The organism is Acidovorax sp. GW101-11A03 (genome assembly GCF_059424825.1).
This window is the reverse complement of the sequence record NZ_JBWKZU010000079.1, coordinates 1-17,623: the sequence shown is the minus strand read 5'-3', so window position 1 is coordinate 17,623 and position 17,623 is coordinate 1. Positions and strand designations below refer to the sequence as shown.

Annotated in this window: 15 protein-coding genes; 12 read left to right on the top strand and 3 right to left on the bottom strand. The window is 64.0% G+C overall.

Features of this window, described 5'->3' with window-relative positions:
• From AC07Z7_RS22335 to AC07Z7_RS22325, 3 genes are all read left to right on the top strand, one after another.
• Positions 1-797 (top strand): efflux RND transporter periplasmic adaptor subunit (locus AC07Z7_RS22335; RefSeq protein ID WP_494767708.1); only part of this gene is annotated, 797 nt, incomplete at its 5' end.
• A 9-nt stretch (positions 798-806) separates the two neighbouring features.
• On the top strand, positions 807-3,926 hold the full coding sequence (locus tag AC07Z7_RS22330; RefSeq protein ID WP_494767707.1) for an efflux RND transporter permease subunit: 3,120 nt from the start codon (positions 807-809) through the stop codon (positions 3,924-3,926).
• A gap of 72 nt (positions 3,927-3,998) precedes the next feature.
• Complete coding sequence (locus tag AC07Z7_RS22325; RefSeq protein WP_494767706.1) at positions 3,999-4,397, top strand: hypothetical protein; 399 nt, start codon at positions 3,999-4,001, stop codon at positions 4,395-4,397.
• 430 nt (positions 4,398-4,827) lie between these two features.
• Here AC07Z7_RS22325 and AC07Z7_RS22320 read toward each other — a convergent pair whose 3' ends face one another.
• Positions 4,828-7,314, bottom strand: a complete 2,487-nt coding sequence (locus AC07Z7_RS22320; protein WP_494767705.1) for an AAA family ATPase — start codon at positions 7,312-7,314, stop codon at positions 4,828-4,830.
• Positions 7,315-7,684: 370 nt separating this feature from the next.
• On the opposite strand from AC07Z7_RS22320, the gene AC07Z7_RS22315 reads away from it, so the two are divergent.
• From AC07Z7_RS22315 to maiA, 8 genes are all read left to right on the top strand, one after another.
• Complete coding sequence (locus AC07Z7_RS22315) at positions 7,685-9,010, top strand: aromatic ring-hydroxylating dioxygenase subunit alpha (protein ID WP_494767704.1); 1,326 nt, start codon at positions 7,685-7,687, stop codon at positions 9,008-9,010.
• Positions 9,011-9,015: 5 nt separating this feature from the next.
• The gene (locus AC07Z7_RS22310) at positions 9,016-9,489 is read left to right on the top strand and encodes an aromatic-ring-hydroxylating dioxygenase subunit beta (protein ID WP_055398708.1); all 474 of its coding nucleotides are present in this window, start codon (positions 9,016-9,018) and stop codon (positions 9,487-9,489) included.
• 9 nt (positions 9,490-9,498) lie between these two features.
• Entirely contained in the window at positions 9,499-9,822 is a 324-nt protein-coding gene (locus tag AC07Z7_RS22305) for a non-heme iron oxygenase ferredoxin subunit (protein WP_121505893.1), read from the top strand.
• 19 nt (positions 9,823-9,841) lie between these two features.
• On the top strand, positions 9,842-11,137 hold the full coding sequence (locus AC07Z7_RS22300; protein ID WP_494767703.1) for an NAD(P)/FAD-dependent oxidoreductase: 1,296 nt from the start codon (positions 9,842-9,844) through the stop codon (positions 11,135-11,137).
• A 241-nt stretch (positions 11,138-11,378) separates the two neighbouring features.
• Positions 11,379-12,095 carry a fumarylacetoacetate hydrolase family protein gene (locus AC07Z7_RS22295; RefSeq protein ID WP_494767702.1) on the top strand — a complete coding sequence of 239 codons (717 nt, stop codon included), beginning with the start codon at positions 11,379-11,381 and terminating at the stop codon, positions 12,093-12,095.
• A 30-nt stretch (positions 12,096-12,125) separates the two neighbouring features.
• Positions 12,126-13,250: a cupin domain-containing protein gene (locus AC07Z7_RS22290; protein ID WP_494767701.1), complete on the top strand. Its 1,125-nt coding sequence runs from the start codon at positions 12,126-12,128 to the stop codon at positions 13,248-13,250.
• 54 nt (positions 13,251-13,304) lie between these two features.
• The gene (locus AC07Z7_RS22285) at positions 13,305-14,306 is read left to right on the top strand and encodes a Bug family tripartite tricarboxylate transporter substrate binding protein (protein ID WP_494767700.1); all 1,002 of its coding nucleotides are present in this window, start codon (positions 13,305-13,307) and stop codon (positions 14,304-14,306) included.
• A gap of 26 nt (positions 14,307-14,332) precedes the next feature.
• A complete protein-coding gene (gene maiA, locus AC07Z7_RS22280; RefSeq protein ID WP_494767699.1) occupies positions 14,333-14,971 on the top strand; it encodes a maleylacetoacetate isomerase in 639 nt (212 codons plus the stop codon).
• A 19-nt stretch (positions 14,972-14,990) separates the two neighbouring features.
• Here maiA and AC07Z7_RS22275 read toward each other — a convergent pair whose 3' ends face one another.
• Entirely contained in the window at positions 14,991-15,977 is a 987-nt protein-coding gene (locus AC07Z7_RS22275) for a 2Fe-2S iron-sulfur cluster-binding protein (RefSeq protein ID WP_494767698.1), read from the bottom strand.
• A gap of 109 nt (positions 15,978-16,086) precedes the next feature.
• Between AC07Z7_RS22275 and AC07Z7_RS22270 the strand changes: the two genes are divergently transcribed.
• A complete protein-coding gene (locus AC07Z7_RS22270; protein WP_494767697.1) occupies positions 16,087-17,016 on the top strand; it encodes a LysR family transcriptional regulator in 930 nt (309 codons plus the stop codon).
• Between the two features lie 198 nt (positions 17,017-17,214).
• Here the strand turns inward: AC07Z7_RS22270 and AC07Z7_RS22265 are convergent.
• Positions 17,215-17,623: hypothetical protein (locus tag AC07Z7_RS22265; protein ID WP_494767696.1), on the bottom strand; the 409-nt coding region annotated here is incomplete at its 5' end.

Sequence of the window (17,623 nt, the reverse complement as noted above, 5' to 3'; positions counted from 1 at the left end):
GCGTGGGCCAGGCGGTGCGCAAGGGCGAGGTGCTGGCCTACGTGGTGCCCACGGCGGGCGCCATCGAGCGCTCCAACCAACTGGCCCAGCAGGCTGAACTGCGCGCTGCACGCGACCTGGCCGCACGGCGCGTGGCGCGCCTCACGGAGCTGGCCGACACCGTGCCGCGCAAGGACATCGAGGCGGCCGAGAGCGAGCTGCAGAGCCTCACCCAGCGCCTGGTCGCCGTGGGCGCGGGCCTGGCCACACGCGATGCGCTGGTGGCGCCGGTGTCGGGCGTCATCGCCTCGGCCAATGCCGTGGCCGGGCAGGTGGTGGATGCGCGCGAACTGGTGTTTGAGGTGGTAGACCCATCGCGCCTGCGCATCGAGGCCCTGGCTTACGACCCGGCACAAGCCCAGAGCGTGGCCGGTGCCACGCTGGCCGTGGCCGGGCAGCGCGTGCCACTGCGCTTTCTGGGCGCAGCGCGCAGCCTGCGTGATCAGGCGCAGCCGCTGCAGTTTGCGGGCGACTCGTCTGCGCTTGGCGCCTTGGCTCACTTGGCAATTGGCCAGCCGGTGCGCGTGTTCGTGCAGTCCACCGACAAGGTCGATGGCGTGCAAGTGCCCGCCGCCGCGCTGCTGCGCAACCCGGCCAACCAGACCATTGTCTGGGTCAAGGAGTCGCCCGAGCGCTTTGCGCCACGGGTGGTCACGGCGGTGCCGCTCGATGGCACCTCGGTGGCCGTGACCTCGGGCCTGAAGCCCGGCGACCGCGTGGCCACGCAGGGCGCCACGCTTATCAACCAGGTCCGCTAAGGAGTCACGATGTTCAAGTGGCTTCTCGAAAACAGCCTGGTCAACCGGCTGCTGGTGCTCATCGCCGCCGCTGTGCTCATGGCCTATGGCGCCTTCACGCTCTCGCGCACGCCGGTGGACGTGTTTCCCGACCTCAACAAACCCACCGTCACCCTCATGACCGAGGCGGGCGGCATGGCCGCTGAAGAGGTGGAGCAGCTCATCACCTTCCCGCTGGAGACCACGATGAACGGCCTGCCCGGTGTGGAGAGCGTGCGCTCCACCTCCAGCGCGGGGCTGTCGTTCATCTACGTCACCTTCGACTGGAGCACCGACATCTACCGCGCGCGGCAGATGGTGTCTGAACGCCTGTCGTCCATGGAAGAGGGCCTGCCCAGCGGCATCACGCCGCGCATGGGGCCCATCAGCTCCATCATGGGCGAGATCATGCAGGTGGCCATCCCCATCGACGCGGCCAAGACCACCCCCATGGCCGTGCGCGAGTACGCCGACTGGGTGCTGCGCCCGCGCCTCATGGCCATCCCCGGTGTGGCGCAGGTGATCCCCATCGGTGGCGAAGTGCGCCAGTTCCAGGTGCTGCCCGACACGGCGCGCATGGCGGCGCTGGGCATCACGCACGACCAGCTCACGGGCGCGCTCAAGGGCTTTGCGGCCAACACCTCGGGCGGGTTTCTGGAGCTGGGCGGGCGCGAATACCTCATCCGCCACCTGGGCCGCACCTCGCGGCTCGAAGACCTGCAGAACCTGGCCCTCACCGCCAAAAACGGCCAGAGCGTGCTGCTGCGCCAGGTGGCCGATGCCACCTTTGCCGCCGCCACCAAGCGCGGTGACGCGGGCTTTGAAGGGCAGGGCGCCGTCATCCTGGGCATCCAGAAGCAACCCACGGCCGACACCATCGGGCTCACGCGCAGCATCGAGGCCGCGCTGGTGGACCTGAAGAAATCCCTGCCCGCAGGCATGGAGTCGCCACGCGTCACCTTCCGCCAGGCAAGCTTCATCGAGGCATCGGTCACCACGCTGCAGGGCAAGCTCATGGGCGCCTCGGTGTTTGTGGCGGTGATTTTGTTCGTGTTCCTCGGCACGCTCAGGCCCACGGTGATTGCGCTCACGGCCATCCCGGTGTCCATCTTCATCACGGCGCTGGTGTTCAAGTATTTCGGCCTGTCGATCAACACCATGACGCTGGGCGGCCTGGCCATCGCCATTGGTGGCCTGGTGGACGACGCGGTGGTCGATGTGGAAAACGTGCTGCGCCGCCTGAAGATGGACCGCGCCAAACACCCCCACCACCGCCTGCACCCCATCGAGGTGGTCAAGCTCGCGTCCATGGAAGTGCGCTCGGGCATCCTGTATGCCACGGCCATCATCGTGCTGGTGTTCTTGCCGCTGTTTGCGCTGCCGGGCATCGAGGGGCGGCTGTTTGTGCCGCTGGGCATTGCGTTCATCGTGTCCACGCTGGCATCGCTGCTGGTGTCGGTCACGGTCACGCCGGTGCTGGCTTTCTACCTGCTGCCGCGCATGAAGAACCTGGATCATGGTGACACGCGCGTGGTGGCCTGGCTCAAGGCGCGCTACCGCAACGGGCTCTCGGCCGTGCTGGCGCGCCCGCGCACCGCCCTGGCCGTGAGCGCGGCGGCGGTGGCGCTGTCGGCAGCGGCGGTGCCGTTTTTCCCGACCACGTTCCTGCCGCCGTTCAACGAAGGCACGCTGCTCATCGGCATGCGGCTCAACCCCGGCGTCACGCTGGCCGAATCGAGCGCGCTGGCCCGCCAGGCCGAGGTGCTGGTGCGCCAGGTGCCCGAGGTCACGCACGTGGGCCGGCGCAGTGGCCGCGCCGAGCTCGATGAACATGCCGAAGGCGTGCACGTGAGCGAGCTGGACGTGGGCCTGCTGCCTGCGGCCGAGCTCAAGCGCAGCATGGCCGAGGTGCAGGCCGACATCCGCAGCCGCCTCGCGCACCTGCCTGCCGCCATCGCCATCGGCCAGCCCATCTCGCACCGCATCGACCACATGCTCTCGGGCGTGCGCTCGCAGATCGCCATCAAGCTCTTTGGCGACGACCTGGACACGCTGCGCGGCCAGGCCGAGGCCCTGCGCGCGCGGCTGGCGGGCATCCCCGGCCTGGCCGACCTGGAGGTGGAAAAGCAGGTGCTGGCGCCGCAGATCACCGTGCGCGTGGACTACGCCGCCGCCGCGCAAATGGGCGTGCCCGCACCCCAGGTGCTGGCCGCGCTGCAGACGCTGGTAGAGGGCGAGAAGGTGGCCCAGGTGGTGGAAGGCAGCCGCCGCTTTGCGCTGGTGGTGCGCCTGCCCGACAGCGCACGCTCCATCGACGGCCTGGCGCGCGTGCTGATCGACACGCCGCGTGGCCCCGTGCCCCTGTCGCGCCTGGCCACCATCGAAGAAGGCGACGGTCCCAACCAGATCAGCCGCGACGATGGCAAGCGCCGCATCGTGCTCTCGGCCAACGCGCAGGGCAGGGCGCTGTCCGACGTGGTGGCCGACATCCGCCAGGCCGTGGGCGACACCCGCCTGCCTGAGGGCTACTTCATCACCCTGGGCGGCCAGTTCCAGGCGCAGGAAGAAGCCAGCCGCCTGGTGGGCATGCTCGCCGTGGTCTCGCTGGTGCTGATGTTCGTGGTGCTGTACACGCGCTACCGCTCGGCCACGCTCTCGGCCCTCATCATGGCCAACATCCCGCTGGCGCTGGTGGGCGCGGTGCTGGGGCTGTGGGTGTCGGGCCAGCCGCTGTCTGTGGCGGCGCTGATCGGCTTCATCACGCTGGCGGGCATCTCGGTGCGCAACGGCATTTTGAAGGTGAGCCACTACCTCAACCTGATGCGCGTGGAGGGCGAGCGCTTTGACACCGCCATGATCGTGCGCGGCTCGCTGGAGCGCTTGAGCCCCGTGCTGATGACCGCCCTGGTCACCGCCTTTGCCCTGGCCCCGCTGCTGCTGGAGGCCGAGCGCCCCGGCACCGAAATCCTGCACCCGGTGGCCGTGGTCATCTTCAGCGGCCTCATCAGCTCCACGCTGCTCGACACCTTCCTCACCCCGGCCCTGTTCTGGCTGTTTGGCCGCAAGGATGCCGAACGCCTGCTGGACGACAAGAACGCCGAGGCGTTCTGAGTTTTTCTTGTTTTGTATTTGTTCTCTTTATTTGTTCGTTTGCTTTTTCATTCACCCTTTGAAAGGACTCTCATGAAAACCACCCGCCAACTTTTCGCCGCCCTGGCCCTCGCAGCTTTAGCCACCACCGCCGTCCATGCCGCTGGCGACCACGGCGCAGGCCACGACCACAAGCCCCAACACGGCGGCATCGTGGCCGAGGCCAACGACATGGACTATGAACTCGTCGCCAAACCCGACACCATCACCCTGCACCTGCGCGATCACGGCAAACCCGCCAAGACCGAGGGCGTGAGCGCCAAGCTCACCCTGCTCAACGGCACCGAAAAATCCGAGGCTGTGCTTGTACCGGCCGGCGAGGGCAGGCTCGAAACCAAAGGCATCTTCAAGGTCGCACCCGGCACCAAGGTGGTGGCGCTGGTGACGCTGCCGGGCAAGAAGGCGGCGAATGTGCGGTTTGCGGTGAAGTAAGCCGCTGCCGGAGAGAGAAAGAAAGCGTTGTGCATTACGCGCCGCTGCGCTGGCTTCTGCTGGCGTGGCGGTGCGTGGCCTGTCTCAGTGGCAGTGCGCCTTGAGCACCGGCGAGGTGGGTGTGCGCGTGGTTTCAGTGATGCGGTGTGCTGAAATTTGAAGAAAATCGGGCTCTGCCGCCTGTCTATCAAGCGCTTATAGCTATCAAATTGGTAGTGAGGTGGTTGATGCTGGGCGCGAGGTGCTGAGCTTCCGTGGGCGGGAATAGGCAGATCTTTTTGGGCGGAGTGTCTGGCCGTTTTAGGCTGAGAGCCGCCGCCCACGTTTCCATCGCTGAACGACTATCGTCATCGACAGCGGTCAGTCGAGTCGATATGGCCGTTGATGGCATGCCACAGGTTCTCCGACCTGATGGTGTGACCAGGGGCGCTCACGCGGCAAGGGGGTCCCCTGCGTTGATGCTGCTCAGGAAGTGCTGGTACTGGTCGGGGTCCTTTGCCTTCATCGCTCCCAGCACAAACTTCGCGGTTAGAGCAATTTCAGCACAGTCGATGGGCACCATTCCTCGGTCTACATACTCTTCTAGGTGGGAGTGCTCGTTAGTCAATCGGTTCAGGAAGGCAACCGCGCCGACGTCATCTCCAAAGAAGAGCTGCAAGCGTTTATCGTTATTCACGGTTCCGCTGGGGTATTTGAAGAACAAGAATGCTTCCAAGAATTTTCTGAGGTTGTTACCGAAGTTATAAAAGCTGTGATAGCTCGCGGCCGAGTTGGCATCATCCGTGCAAGTATGAATCTCAGCGAAGAGATAGTTGAGCTCGGTGATGTAGGACTTGAGGTACTTGGGCATGAGCGAGATGGAACTCGATGTCGCTTTGCGGCTGACGAGAAACCTCTCCACCTGCTCGGGCGGCGTCAGCCGTTTGAGGTACTTCAGGAAGTCAAGGTTGTGTGTGGAGATGAAGAGCTGCTCGTAGCGGTAGATGGGTTTTCCTGCGGCGTCCTTGAGTTCAGTCCCATCGCTGCCGACAAGCCGCTTTGCTATGAAGGATTCAATCAGGGTGAAGATGAAGAAGATGTGATTGCTGTCAAGACTCGAAATAGGGTCGTCAATGTAGATGATGGGCTTTGTCCCATGGGTCTGAACGTCGTCCAACCGCGCCAAGTAATAGCAAAAGGCGACGAGGCTGCACTCACCCTCGCTCAGATTGAATGCCTCCTCTTCGCCTCGCATGATGCGAAACCGATAGGTTGCCTTACCGTCTTCCTCTTCAGCCTTAAGGCGCAGGCTTGTTCCACCCAGTGAGTGGCCTAGGTAACGGTTGACGCGCTCAGCGCCGCGTTTCTCGTCTCTAAGCTGCGCTTGCAGCGCCTCCAATGCAGCGCGCAGTTTCTTGCCTTCGACTTCCAATTCCTCGCGCTCCTTGGTAAGCGCTTCGAGCTTCTGTCGGTCTTGTTCGATGTCCGCCTTGGCCTCATCCAGTCCGCTGTCGGCCACAAACGCGGCCACCTCGCTCAGACGCAATTCATCTCTCAATTGCTTCTGGGATGCGCCGATTTGAGCGGTGTGCTCGTTGCTCTGACGGATTAGCTCGTTTCCCTCATTTAAAGCAGCGCCGATTCCCGAATCGGAATCAGTAACGACTTCGGTGAGTTCGCGAGCAGAGAAAATGTTTTCTGAGCGCTCACGTGCTACCTTGGATAACTCGTCAAGTGCTCGCTCGTACCCTGCCTTTGCAGCGCCGAGCTTCTCTTCGATCTGGTCGCGCTTTGCGTGGAAGGATGAATAGAACCGATTTCGCTCAGGCAGACTCAAGGCGTGGATCCGAGCGCGCTCGGACTCGCAATCCTGTAGGAAACGTTGGATTTGGGCCTGCAGTTTTTCTGATTCCTCGTTAAAGTGATTGTTCAACGTCTCTGTCAGGTCGGCAGGCAAAGGCTGCCGACAGAATGCACAGCAGTCACGGTTCACATGCAGCGGTCGGCCGTCCCTGACCCAGTTCGTTAGGACGGCAGAGTTCAGGAGGTCTTGAAGCGGCGCGCTGGGCTGAATCTTCTCGCCTGCAATTGCCACAACGCGCTTGTTCAATGCCGCAGTGCTTGATGCGAAGGCAGCAAGCGGGCTAATGTCATTGAGTGGTTTCTGCGTGAGCAGACCGATTTTCTCGACCCGCACCGTCTCATCCAGAATCGCAATTTGGTGAGACTGGACATGTGCGATATCTGCATTGAGGTTACGGACGTCGTAATAGGGATTGCTGTACAGCGTGTTGTGCTTGATGCCCCCAGGTTTGCTGTTAGCCTTGTCGAACAATTTCTTGTTCAAGGCCTCCGTCTTTCGGGCAACGATGATTTGCGCATTGCTCTCTTCGGTCTGCTTCTTGAAAAAATCCGCTCGCAGCCCGGTGTCTGACTCCTTGCTTCCAAGTTGGGTCTTCACCTTCTCAATCTCTTGCTCGACCTCATTATTCTTGGCACCAAGCACTGCGAACGGCTGGATGTGGCCTTGGTCGTCGCGAAGAAAAGTGAGGTTTTCCTCGATGAAATCCTTGTTGTAGACGCGAATGGGCGCTCCTTGCACATTCAGCTGCGCTTGCGTCCATTCCCCGTTGGCCGTCTTAATCTGGAACGAAGGGTTGTCGTACCGAGCGGGTGTCTGACCGACTTCGAACGCACGGAAGACGCGGGAGAGCGTTGTCTTTCCCGAATAGTTGCGTCCGTAGAGAATATTGAGCTTCTTGAACCTTCCCACAGCCCCGTGCGGCTCACGGACATCGGTGTCCCATCGAAAACCGTCAAACGACCCGAAATTCGCAATATCCAGTTTTTCAATCATCGCAGCGCCTTGAATGTCGCAATTAGCAACATTCTGGCTCAGCAACCTGTGGAATCCAACCCGGCAACCGTTGAGGTTCATCAAGTTGTCGACCGCTGCGCTTGACTGGCCTTCGGCGGGCCGGGCATTTGAATGGAGATAGCTGTAGCAGCCATCTTCACACTCGCTCGCCTATTGGGCGGTACCCCCAGTACCCACTCCCGTTAACTCGCTCATGCCACCCGCATGCAGCGCGGCCTTGCACGCCTTGCACCGCCCCATGGTGCAGAAATCTCCCGCACCGCCGTCAAAGTCATATTCACACCAGTGATGTGAAACATCACTAGCGTTCCATTGACTGATATTGCTGCAGCGCGAATGATCGGTCCCCAGGCGCTGGGTGCATCCGCACCGGCCCAGAAAGACTGATTGATCGACTGATTGGCGATGACAAAAAACAAAGGAGACGCCCATGCATGAATGCCCCGTGACCGTGTTCCCGCAGCAGATTCGCTGGGAGACGGAAGGCACCAGCCGCATTCCTTTTCAAGCCTACACGGATGAGGCGCTGTACCGCAAGGAGCTGGACCGCTTGTTCTACAACGGGCACTGGTGCTATGTCGGCCTGGAGGCGGAGATTCCCAACGCGGGGGATTTCAAGCGCACGGTGATTGGCGAGCGCTCGGTGCTGCTGGTGCGTGACAAGGATGCTTCGATCCATGTGGTGGAAAACGTCTGCGCACACCGGGGCATGGCGTTTTGCCGCGAGCGGCATGGCAACCGCGAGAGCCTGACCTGCCCGTACCACCAGTGGAACTACACCCTGTCGGGCGACTTGCAGGGCGTGCCTTTTCGGCGTGGCGTGAAGCAGGATGGCAAGGTCAATGGCGGCATGCCTGCAGACTTCAACCCGGCAGAGCATGGGCTGACCAAGCTCAAGGTGGCTACCCGTGGCGGCGTGGTGTTTGCGTCGTTTGACCACAGCGTGGAGCCGCTGGAGGAATTCTTGGGCCCCACCATCCTGGGTTACTTTGACCGGCTGTTCAATGGCCGCAAGCTCACCATCCTGGGCTACAACCGCCAGCGCATTCCGGGCAACTGGAAGCTGATGCAAGAGAACATCAAAGACCCGTACCACCCCGGCCTGCTGCACACCTGGTTCGTTACCTTTGGGCTCTGGCGCGCCGACAACAAGTCGCAGTTGCTAATGGATGCGCAGCACCGCCATGCGGCCATGGTCTCGACCCGTGGCGCGGCGGGCAAGGCGGCGGATGTGACGCAGGTGTCCAGCTTCAAGGCCAGTATGTCGCTGAACGACCCGCGCTTTTTGGACATTGCGCAGGAGGACTGGTGGGCGGGGCCACCCCCGGCTGCAAGCAGTGGTGATGCAGCGGTGCCCAGCGCGCCAGCATCGGTGCCCACGGCCGTGATGATGACCGTGTTCCCCAGCGTGATCTTTCAGCAGCAGGTCAACAGCGTGTCCACGCGCCACATCCAGCCGGATGGCAAGGGGGCTTTTGATTTTGTCTGGACGCATTTCGGCTTTGAAGACGACAGCGAGGAGATGACGCAGCGCCGCCTGCGCCAGGCCAATCTGTTCGGCCCGGCAGGCTTTGTGTCGGCCGACGATGGGGAGGTGATCGAGTGGTCGCAAGAAGGCTTTGAGACCAAGCCCGCGCACCGCACGCTGGCCGAGCTGGGCGGGCGCGATGTGGGCGACACGGATCACATGGTGACCGAGACGCTGATCCGGGGCATGTACGAATACTGGCGCAAGGTGATGGAGGCGGAGGCTTGACCATGATGGACTTCCAGACCTACTTTGAACTGAACCAGCTCTACGCCCGCTACGCCCGCGCACTCGACGCGGCGGACTGGGAGGCGTGGCCAGAGTTTTTTATCGAGAACTGCGTGTACAAGCTGCAGCCGCGCGAGAACCACGAGCGCGGGTTTCCGCTGGCCACACTGGCGTTTGACAGCAAGGGCATGCTGAAAGACCGCGTCTACGGTATCCGCGAGACGCTGTTCCACGACCCCTACTACCAGCGCCACGTGGTGGGTGCGCCGCTGGTGCACAAGGTGGATGCCGATGGCCGCATCCACTGCGAGGCCAACTACGCGGTGCTGCGCACGCGCCTGTCGAAGGAATCGACGGTGTTCAACGTGGGACGCACGCTGGATGAGGTGGTGCCCACGCCCGAGGGCCTGAAGTTCGCATCGCGCCTGGTCGTCTACGACAGCGAGATGATCCCCAACTCGCTGATCTACCCCATCTGAGGAGCCGCCATGACGACGATGACAACGAACTGGATTGACGCCGCCGCGCACGGCGATGTGCCCGAGGATGACGTGATCGGCCTGGCTGTGGCCGGGCGCGACATTGCGCTGTATGGCGTGGGCGGCGAGGTGTTTGCCACCGACAACATCTGCACCCACGGCCATGCGCGCCTGTGCGATGGGTTTCTGGAAGGGCACGAGATCGAATGCCCTTTGCACCAGGGCAAGTTTGATGTGCGCAACGGCAAACCCACTTGCGCGCCCGTCACCGAGCCGCTGCGCAGCTACCCCGTGAAGATCGAGGGCGGCCGCGTGTGGCTGGCCCTGGACTGAACCTCTCAAGGAGCCCCCCATGACTGCCGAACGACCTGAGGTCGAGGCCGCCGCATTGCCGCATGAAGGCGTAAACGCCCACCCGGCCCACACCATCGTGATCGTCGGTGCGGGCCAGGCGGGCGGCTGGGCGGCGCAAACGCTGCGCAGCGAAGGCTTTGCTGGCCGCGTGGTGCTGGTCGGTGACGAAGCCCATCCGCCGCACGAGCGGCCACCGCTGTCGAAGGCGGTGCTCTCGGGCGCAGCAGCGCCTGAGAGCACGCGCCTCATGAAACCCGAGGCCTTTGACGCCCTGGCGGTGCAATGGCGGCCCGGTGTGCAGGTGCACCGCATTGACCGCGCTGCCAAGCAGGTGCTGCTGTCGGATGGCACAGCGCAGCCCTACGACAAGCTCATCCTGTGCACCGGGGGGTGCGCCCGGAGGCTTGCCGTGCCGGGGGCAGACCAGGTGCCGCTGCACACGCTGCGCACCATTGAAGATGCGCAGGCGCTGGCCCCGGCCCTTCGGCCTGGCCGCAGCGTGGTGGTGGTGGGCGGTGGCTGGATCGGCCTGGAGGTGGCGGCCACCGCGCGCCAGCAGGGCGCGGAAGTGGTGGTGGTGGAGACGCAAAGCCGCTTGTGTGAACGCACCGTGCCCGCCGAGGTGTCGGCGTATCTGCTGGCGCTGCACCGCGCCCAGGGCGTGCGCGTGCTGCTGGGCGCGGGTGTGCGGGGCTTTGCCCGCGCTGCAGATGGCGCAGACGGCTCAGATATTCGCTCGGAGGTCTTGCTGGCCGATGGCAGCGCGCTGGCGTGCGACTCCATCGTGCTGGGCGTTGGCCTGGTGCCCAACGATGAGCTGGCGCGCGCGGCGGGCCTGGCTTGCGAAGGTGGCGTGCTGGTCGATGCCCAATGCCGCACGTCCGACCCTGACATCCTGGCTGCAGGCGATGTGGCCGTGGCGCCCAGCCCCTGGGCAGGCCGCAGCCTGCGGCTGGAGTCGTGGCAGAACGCGCAGGAGCAAGGCATGGCCGCTGCACGCTCGGCCCTGGGTCAGGCCGTGGACTACCAACCGCTGCCGTGGTTCTGGTCCGACCAGTACGGCATGAACCTGCAGATCTACGGCATGCCCACGCCTGCGCACCGCGTGGTGCAGCGCGGCGACCCGGCCAGCGGCAGCTTTGTGCTGTTCTACCTGGCAGGAGATGTGGTGCAGGCCGCCGTAGGGGCCAACGCAGCGCGCGACCTGCGCTTTGCCCGCAGGCTGATCGAGCAGCGCAAGCCGGTGGATGCCGAGCGGTTGGCCGACTTGGGCACGCCGATGGCCAAGCTGTGACACAGCCTGCGCAGCGCTTCGACGGTGCTCAGCGTGAACGGCTCAGGGGGAATGCATTGGATGGATCCCCATGGAATTTGAAATGTCCGTTCTTGAAACATCCGTTCGGGCTGAGCTTGTCGAAGCCTTGCGCGGCGCTTCGACAAGCTCAGCGTGAACGGCTTTAGTAGACAAATGCCGAAACCGCAGCATCACTACCAGCAACAGCAACAGCAACAGCATTAGCAAAAGGAAACCACCGATGACCACCACCACTGCCACCACTTACCTCTGGACCCCGCCCCCCGTCTATTCGCTGCCTGTGCGTGGCCGCAGCGAGCGCCTGCCCATCCACCGGCTGTTCTTTGTGGGCCGCAACTACCACGCGCATGCGGTGGAGATGGGACGCCCGGTGGATAAGGCAGTGGAGGTGCCGTTCTATTTCACCAAGGCACCCTCCACGCTGGTCGAGTCTGGCGCGACCGTGGCCTACCCACCCGGCACACAGAACTACCACCACGAAATGGAACTGGTGCTGGCCATTGGTGCGCCGGGTTTTCGTGTGAGCGAGGCGGATGCGCCCCGCCTTGTCTATGGCTATGCCTGCGGCCTGGACATGACGCGCCGCGACCTGCAGCTGGTAGCGCGCGACAAGGGCCGGCCTTGGGACCTGGGCAAGGATGTGGAGCAGTCGTCCGTGGTCTCCGAGATCGTGCCCATGCCGCAGGTGGTGCTGGGTCAGGGCGACCTGGAGCTGTCGGTCAATGGCACCGTGCGCCAGAAGTCCGACCTGTCCAAGCTGATCTGGAACATTCCCGAGCTGATTGCCGATCTGTCCAAGTTCTACCACCTGCAGCCGGGCGACCTGATCTTTACCGGCACGCCCGAGGGCGTAGGCCCCGTGCTGGCAGGCGACCGCATTGAAGGCCGCATTGAAGGCGTGGGCAGCATCGTGCTCCACGTTGGCCCGGCGGAATAAGAAAAACCACATCCAGGAGACAACCCCACCATGACCACCGACCTCACGCCGTCCCCCGTGCGGCTGCACGCCATTCCGGGCAAAGGCCAGCCCGATCCGACGCCCGAACTGGAGCAGCTGTACCGGGGCTTTGAGCAAGAGCTGCTGGTGCCGCTCTGGACGCAGATTGGCGACCTGATGCCCCGCCAGCCCCAATCCAAGGCTGTGCCGCACTTGTGGCGCTGGGACCGCTTGAAGGCCCTGGCCGCACAGGCGGGCGCCATCGTGCCTGTGGGCCGTGGCGGCGAGCGCCGTGCGATTGCGCTGGCCAACCCGGCGCTGGGTGGGCGCCCGTTTGCCACGCCCACGCTGTGGGCTGCCATTCAGTACCTGATGCCCGGCGAAGACGCGCCCGAGCACCGGCACACGCAGCACGCGTTTCGTTTTGTGGTGGAAGGCGAGGGCGTGTGGACCGTGGTCAATGGCGATGCCGTGCGCATGTCGCGGGGCGACTTTCTGCCCCAGGCCGGCTGGAACTGGCATGCCCACCACAACGCTGCCACCGAGCCCATGGCCTGGATCGACGGCCTGGACATTCCGTTCTCGCACTACACCGAGAGCCAGTTCTTCGAGGTGGGGCGCGAGAAGCTCCCACCCGCCGAGCGCACCACCGCCGAGCGTTCTTATTCCGAAAGGCTGTGGGGCCACCCCGGCCTGCGCCCGGTGTCGATGGTGCAGGCCCAGCCCGCCACGCCCCTGCTGGCCTACCGCTGGGTGGACACCGACCGTGCGCTGGCCGATCAGCTGACGCTGGAAGACGAAGGCCAGGCGGGCACGCTGAGCCCCGGGCATGCAGCGGTGCGCTTTACCAACCCCACCACCGGCGCCGATGTGTTGCCCACGATGCGGACCGAAATGCACCGCGTGCGCGCGGGCGGCGCGACGCGGGTGCACCGCGAGGTGGGTTCGTCCGTGTTCCAGGTGTTTGACGGCAGCGGCACCGTCACGGTGGGTGAACGCACCTGGCAGGTGGCGCGGGGCGACTTGTTTGTGGTGCCGTCGTGGCAGCCGTTCTCGGCCCAGGCATCGGCCGCTGGAGCGCTGGACCTGTTCCGCTTCAGCGACGCGCCGATTTTTGAGGCGCTGCACAGCCACCGTGCGCAAGTCACTGTTTGATACATCACTCACCAAGCCGGATTCGGCTTTCATAAAACCAAGGAGACCCCCCCCATGCTGACCGCCATTTGTTCACAGTTTTTTAAACCCGCTCTGGCGCTTTGCGCGCTGGCCCTTGTGGCCGCCGCGAGCGTGCCCGACGCCGTGGCGCAGACCTTCCCCGCCAAACCCGTTCGCTCCGTCGCGCCGTATTCGCCCGGCAGCGGCCCTGACGCGGTGATGCGCATCCTCAGCGAGCGCTTGTCGCGCAACTGGGGGCAGCAACTTGTCATCGACAACAAACCAGGGGCCAACGGGTTCATCGCCATCGGTGATGCCAAGCGCGCAACGCCAGACGGCTACACCCTGCTGCAGGTAGACAACACGCACATGGCCCTGCAGCCGCATGTGTTCAAGCAGCTGCCCTACGACCCAGTCAAAGACTTTGAGCCCGTGGCGCCGGTGTATTTCACGAACTTCTTTGTGGTGGTGGCGGCCAACTCGCCCTGGAAGGATGTGGGCGATTTGATCAAGGCGGCCAAGGCGGCGCCGGGCGACATCACCTACGGCTCCTGGGGCATTGGCAGCGTGGCCCATGTGGGCGCGGCGAGTCTGGAGGCAGCAACGGGCACAAAGATGATGCATGTGCCGTACAAGGACATGGGCAGCGTCTACACCTCTGTGGCCACGGGCGACATCAAGTGGGCGTTTGGCACGGCGGCGACGGCCGGGCCGATGTACCAGGCCAAGAAGGTGAAGTTTCTGGCGCTGGCTGCGCCTCAGCGTCTGGCGGGCTTCACCGACATTCCGACCATGGGCGAAGCGGGCGGCCCGGCCGGGTTTGAAGTGAAGACCTGGGTGGGCCTGTTCGCGCCTGCTGGCACGCCGAAGGCCGCCATCGAGAAGATCAATGCCGACGTGGGCAAGGTGCTGGCCACCTCGGAGGTCAAGGAGCGCCTGGCGACCTTCGGTTTCGAGCCCTACATCGGCCCGCCCGCTGAACTCACCAAGGCCATCGAACGCGATTCGCGCACGTTTGGTGAAGTCGTCAAGCGTGCCAAGATTGCCCTGGACTGACACAGGGACTGAAACAGAGACTGAGCATGAAACTCTATTCCTTCTTCCGCAGCGGAACCTCCCACCGCTTGCGCATTGCGCTCAACCTCAAGGGGCTGGTCTACGAGCAGGTCGCGGTCGATTTGCGGCGTGAGGAACATTTTGGCGATGCCTTCAAGGCCATCAACCCGCAGCAGTTCGTGCCCGTGCTGGAGGCCGATGAGCGCCTGATGATCCAGTCGCCCGCCATCATCGAGTGGCTCGAGGAGCGCTATCCCACCCCACCGCTGCTGCCCGCCGATGCAGGCGATCGCGCCCAGGTGCGTGCCCTGGCGGCCATCGTGGGCTGCGACATCCACCCCATCAACAACCGCCGCATTCTGGAGGCGCTGCGTCACCGCTTTGGTGCCGACGAGGCTGCTGTGAACGACTGGTGCGGCACCTGGATCAGCGCGGGCTTTGATGCCATCGAGGCGCTGTTGTCGAAGGACTCGCATCGCGGTGATTTCTGCTTTGGCAGCACCCCCACGCTGGCCGATGTGTACCTGGTGCCGCAGGTGGAGAGCGCGCGCCGCTTCAAGGTGGACTTGTCGCGCTGGCCGCTGGTGCAAGCGGTGGACACAGCCTGCGCGCAGCTGGAAGCGTTTCGCAAGGCGGCGCCCAGTGCGCAGCCGGATGCGGGCTGAGCCTGAAGGCTCTGACCCCTCAGTCGCCCTGCATGTAGAAAGCCTCGGCATGGAGGTGCGCCGCCTCCAGGCCTTTGCCCAGCGCCAGCAGTGTGGTGGTCTCCACCATCGGGGGCGATCCGCACAGGTACGCCTGCCAGCCGCGCAGGCTTGCGTGGTCCTGCTCGATGGCCTGGGTCACCAGCCCGCGCCGCTGCGTGGCAGGGTCGGCGCCTGATGCCACCACCACATGCACCTGCAGGGCAGGGTGCACGCCGCGCAAATGGTCCAGCCATGCCAGGCCATACAGCTCGCGCGGCGAGCGCAGACCGATGTACAGGTGAATGGGGTTGCGCATGCCCGCAGCCACTGCGCCGCGCACCACCGACAGCACCGACGCCAGCCCGGTGCCCCCAGCCACGCACAGCATGGGCCCCGTGTGCTGTTGGCGCAGATAGGCCGCACCCAGTGGCCCGCTGACCTTGACCTTGTCCCCCACCTTGAGCTGCCCGGCGATGTAGCCGCTGACCCGGCCCTGGGGCATGAGCTGTATGTGGAACTCCAGCAGCTGTTCGCCCGGCAGGTTTGCCATCGAATAGGGGCGCACATGCGTCGGCGTGAACCCCAGCTGCACGTACTGGCCTGGTGAAAACGCAATGGGTTTTGCCACCTTGAGCAGCAGGCGCCGAATGTCTGCCGCCAGCGGCTCGATGGCCACCACGGTGGCCTTGGCCACGCGCGCACGGTGCACCACGGCCTCTTCGGGGGCGGGCACTTCGATGGTGCAGGGCTCGGTCACATAGGTCTGGCAGGCCAGCACGGCACCGTCCACGCCGTCCAGCGGGCGCTGCTGCTCGCGCCCGCCATCGAGCACCTCACCAGACAGCACCCGGCAGCGGCAGATGCCGCAGCGGCCCGACAGGCATGAATACGACATCGGAACCTGCGCCGCGCGCAGAGCGTCGAGCAGGTTCACGCCGGGCTCGGCGCGGATCACGCGGTTAAGCGGCTGAACGAGGATGTCCATGGCGGGCTGCGTTCAAGGTCATGTGGTCGATTGTGCCCAGAACTGCGCCCGCGAATCACTGGCTGCAATACCATCTGATCTTCATATCACCCGAGCTGATGGAGTGGCGATGGAGCTATCGGATATCGACCTGAACCTGCTGGTGCTGTTTCAGCAACTCATGGTCGAACGGCGCGTGTCAAAGGTGGCTGACAACCTGGGGCTGACGCAGCCTGCCGTGAGCAACGCGCTGGCCAAGCTGCGGCGCATTTTTGGCGACGAGCTGTTCTTGCGCACCTCGGGCGGCATGGTGCCCACGCCTTTTGCCGAGCAACTGGGCGAGTCCGTGGGGTATGCGCTGGGCATGATCCACAGCGGGCTGAACCAGCGCACACAGTTCACGCCCGCAACGCTCAAGCGCACCATCACCATCGGCATGACAGACATTGGCGAGATCGTCTTCCTGCCCGCGCTGCTGGAGCGCCTGGGACGGGAGGCGCCGGGCGTCACGCTGAACACCGTGCGCAACAACGCCGCCCACCTGCGCGAAGACATGGAGGCAGGCAAGGTGGACCTGGCCATCGGCCTGCTGCCGCAGCTCCAAGCGGGTTTTTTCCAGCGGCGCCTTTTCCGCCAGCGGTATGTGTGCCTGTTCCGCAAGGGCCACGCGCTGGACCGGCCCAAGCTGCTGCTGTCGGATTACAAAGCGGCGGAGCACCTGGTGATCGTGTCAGCAGGGACGGGGCACGGCAAGGTGGACGAGCTGATCCAGAAAGCTGGCATCGACCGCCTGGTGCGGCTGAGCGTGCCGCACTTTGTGAGCGTGGGCCACATCCTCCAAAGCACGGCGCTGGTGGCGACGGTGCCCGAGCGGCTGGCGCTCAAGCTGGTCGAGCCCTTTGGCCTGGTGCTGCGCACGCACCCCGTCAAACTGCCTGACGCACCCATCAGCGTATTTTGGCACGCCAAGGTGCACCGCGAGCCGGTGAACCAATGGCTGCGCAGCATGGTGTTTGAATTGTTTGGGGGCGATGGCCCCCCAGGGGCTGGCTTGGCGTGATCGGTGGGCCGGGCCCACAGCGCATGCCGAGCGGAGCCACAGGCGCTGCCATGAAATGCTATGTTATTTATAGCTTCTTGCGCTTGTCAGTCGCGCGGTAGGGCCGATTTTTAATAGGAATTTGTGCTTACCCCTTGAGCTTTTTTCAGCCATTGGTTTGAAAGTAAGCAGATGCGCGCCCTGAAGACCGGCTGAAGGTCAGTCCTTGTAGGGCGACTTCCCGCTGCGGACACAGGCCTCGAACTTCTCCTCGTCAAAGTACCCGTCTTCTGTCAGCACCTCGCTGATGAGCACCTGCGCGACATCCTTGCCCCGGAAGTTGTCTATCAGCTCGCCTTCGATGCCGCCATGGGCGACCACCTTGTTCATGAGGGAGAGCACCTTGGGGCAGATGATCTTGCCCTGCACCTCCACAGCGCAGCCGTATTCGGAAAAGAAGTCGCAGGTGATGTCGCCGCCGACCCGCAGCAGATAGTCGTTCGAGGTGTTGACGCACACCGATTGGGCGTGGAGATGGCCGCCAACAATCACGTCAAAACTCATGCGGCCGATGTGCTCGCAGTTCAGGTTTCCGGTGACCACCAGCAGGCCCACGTCGTAGGGGTCG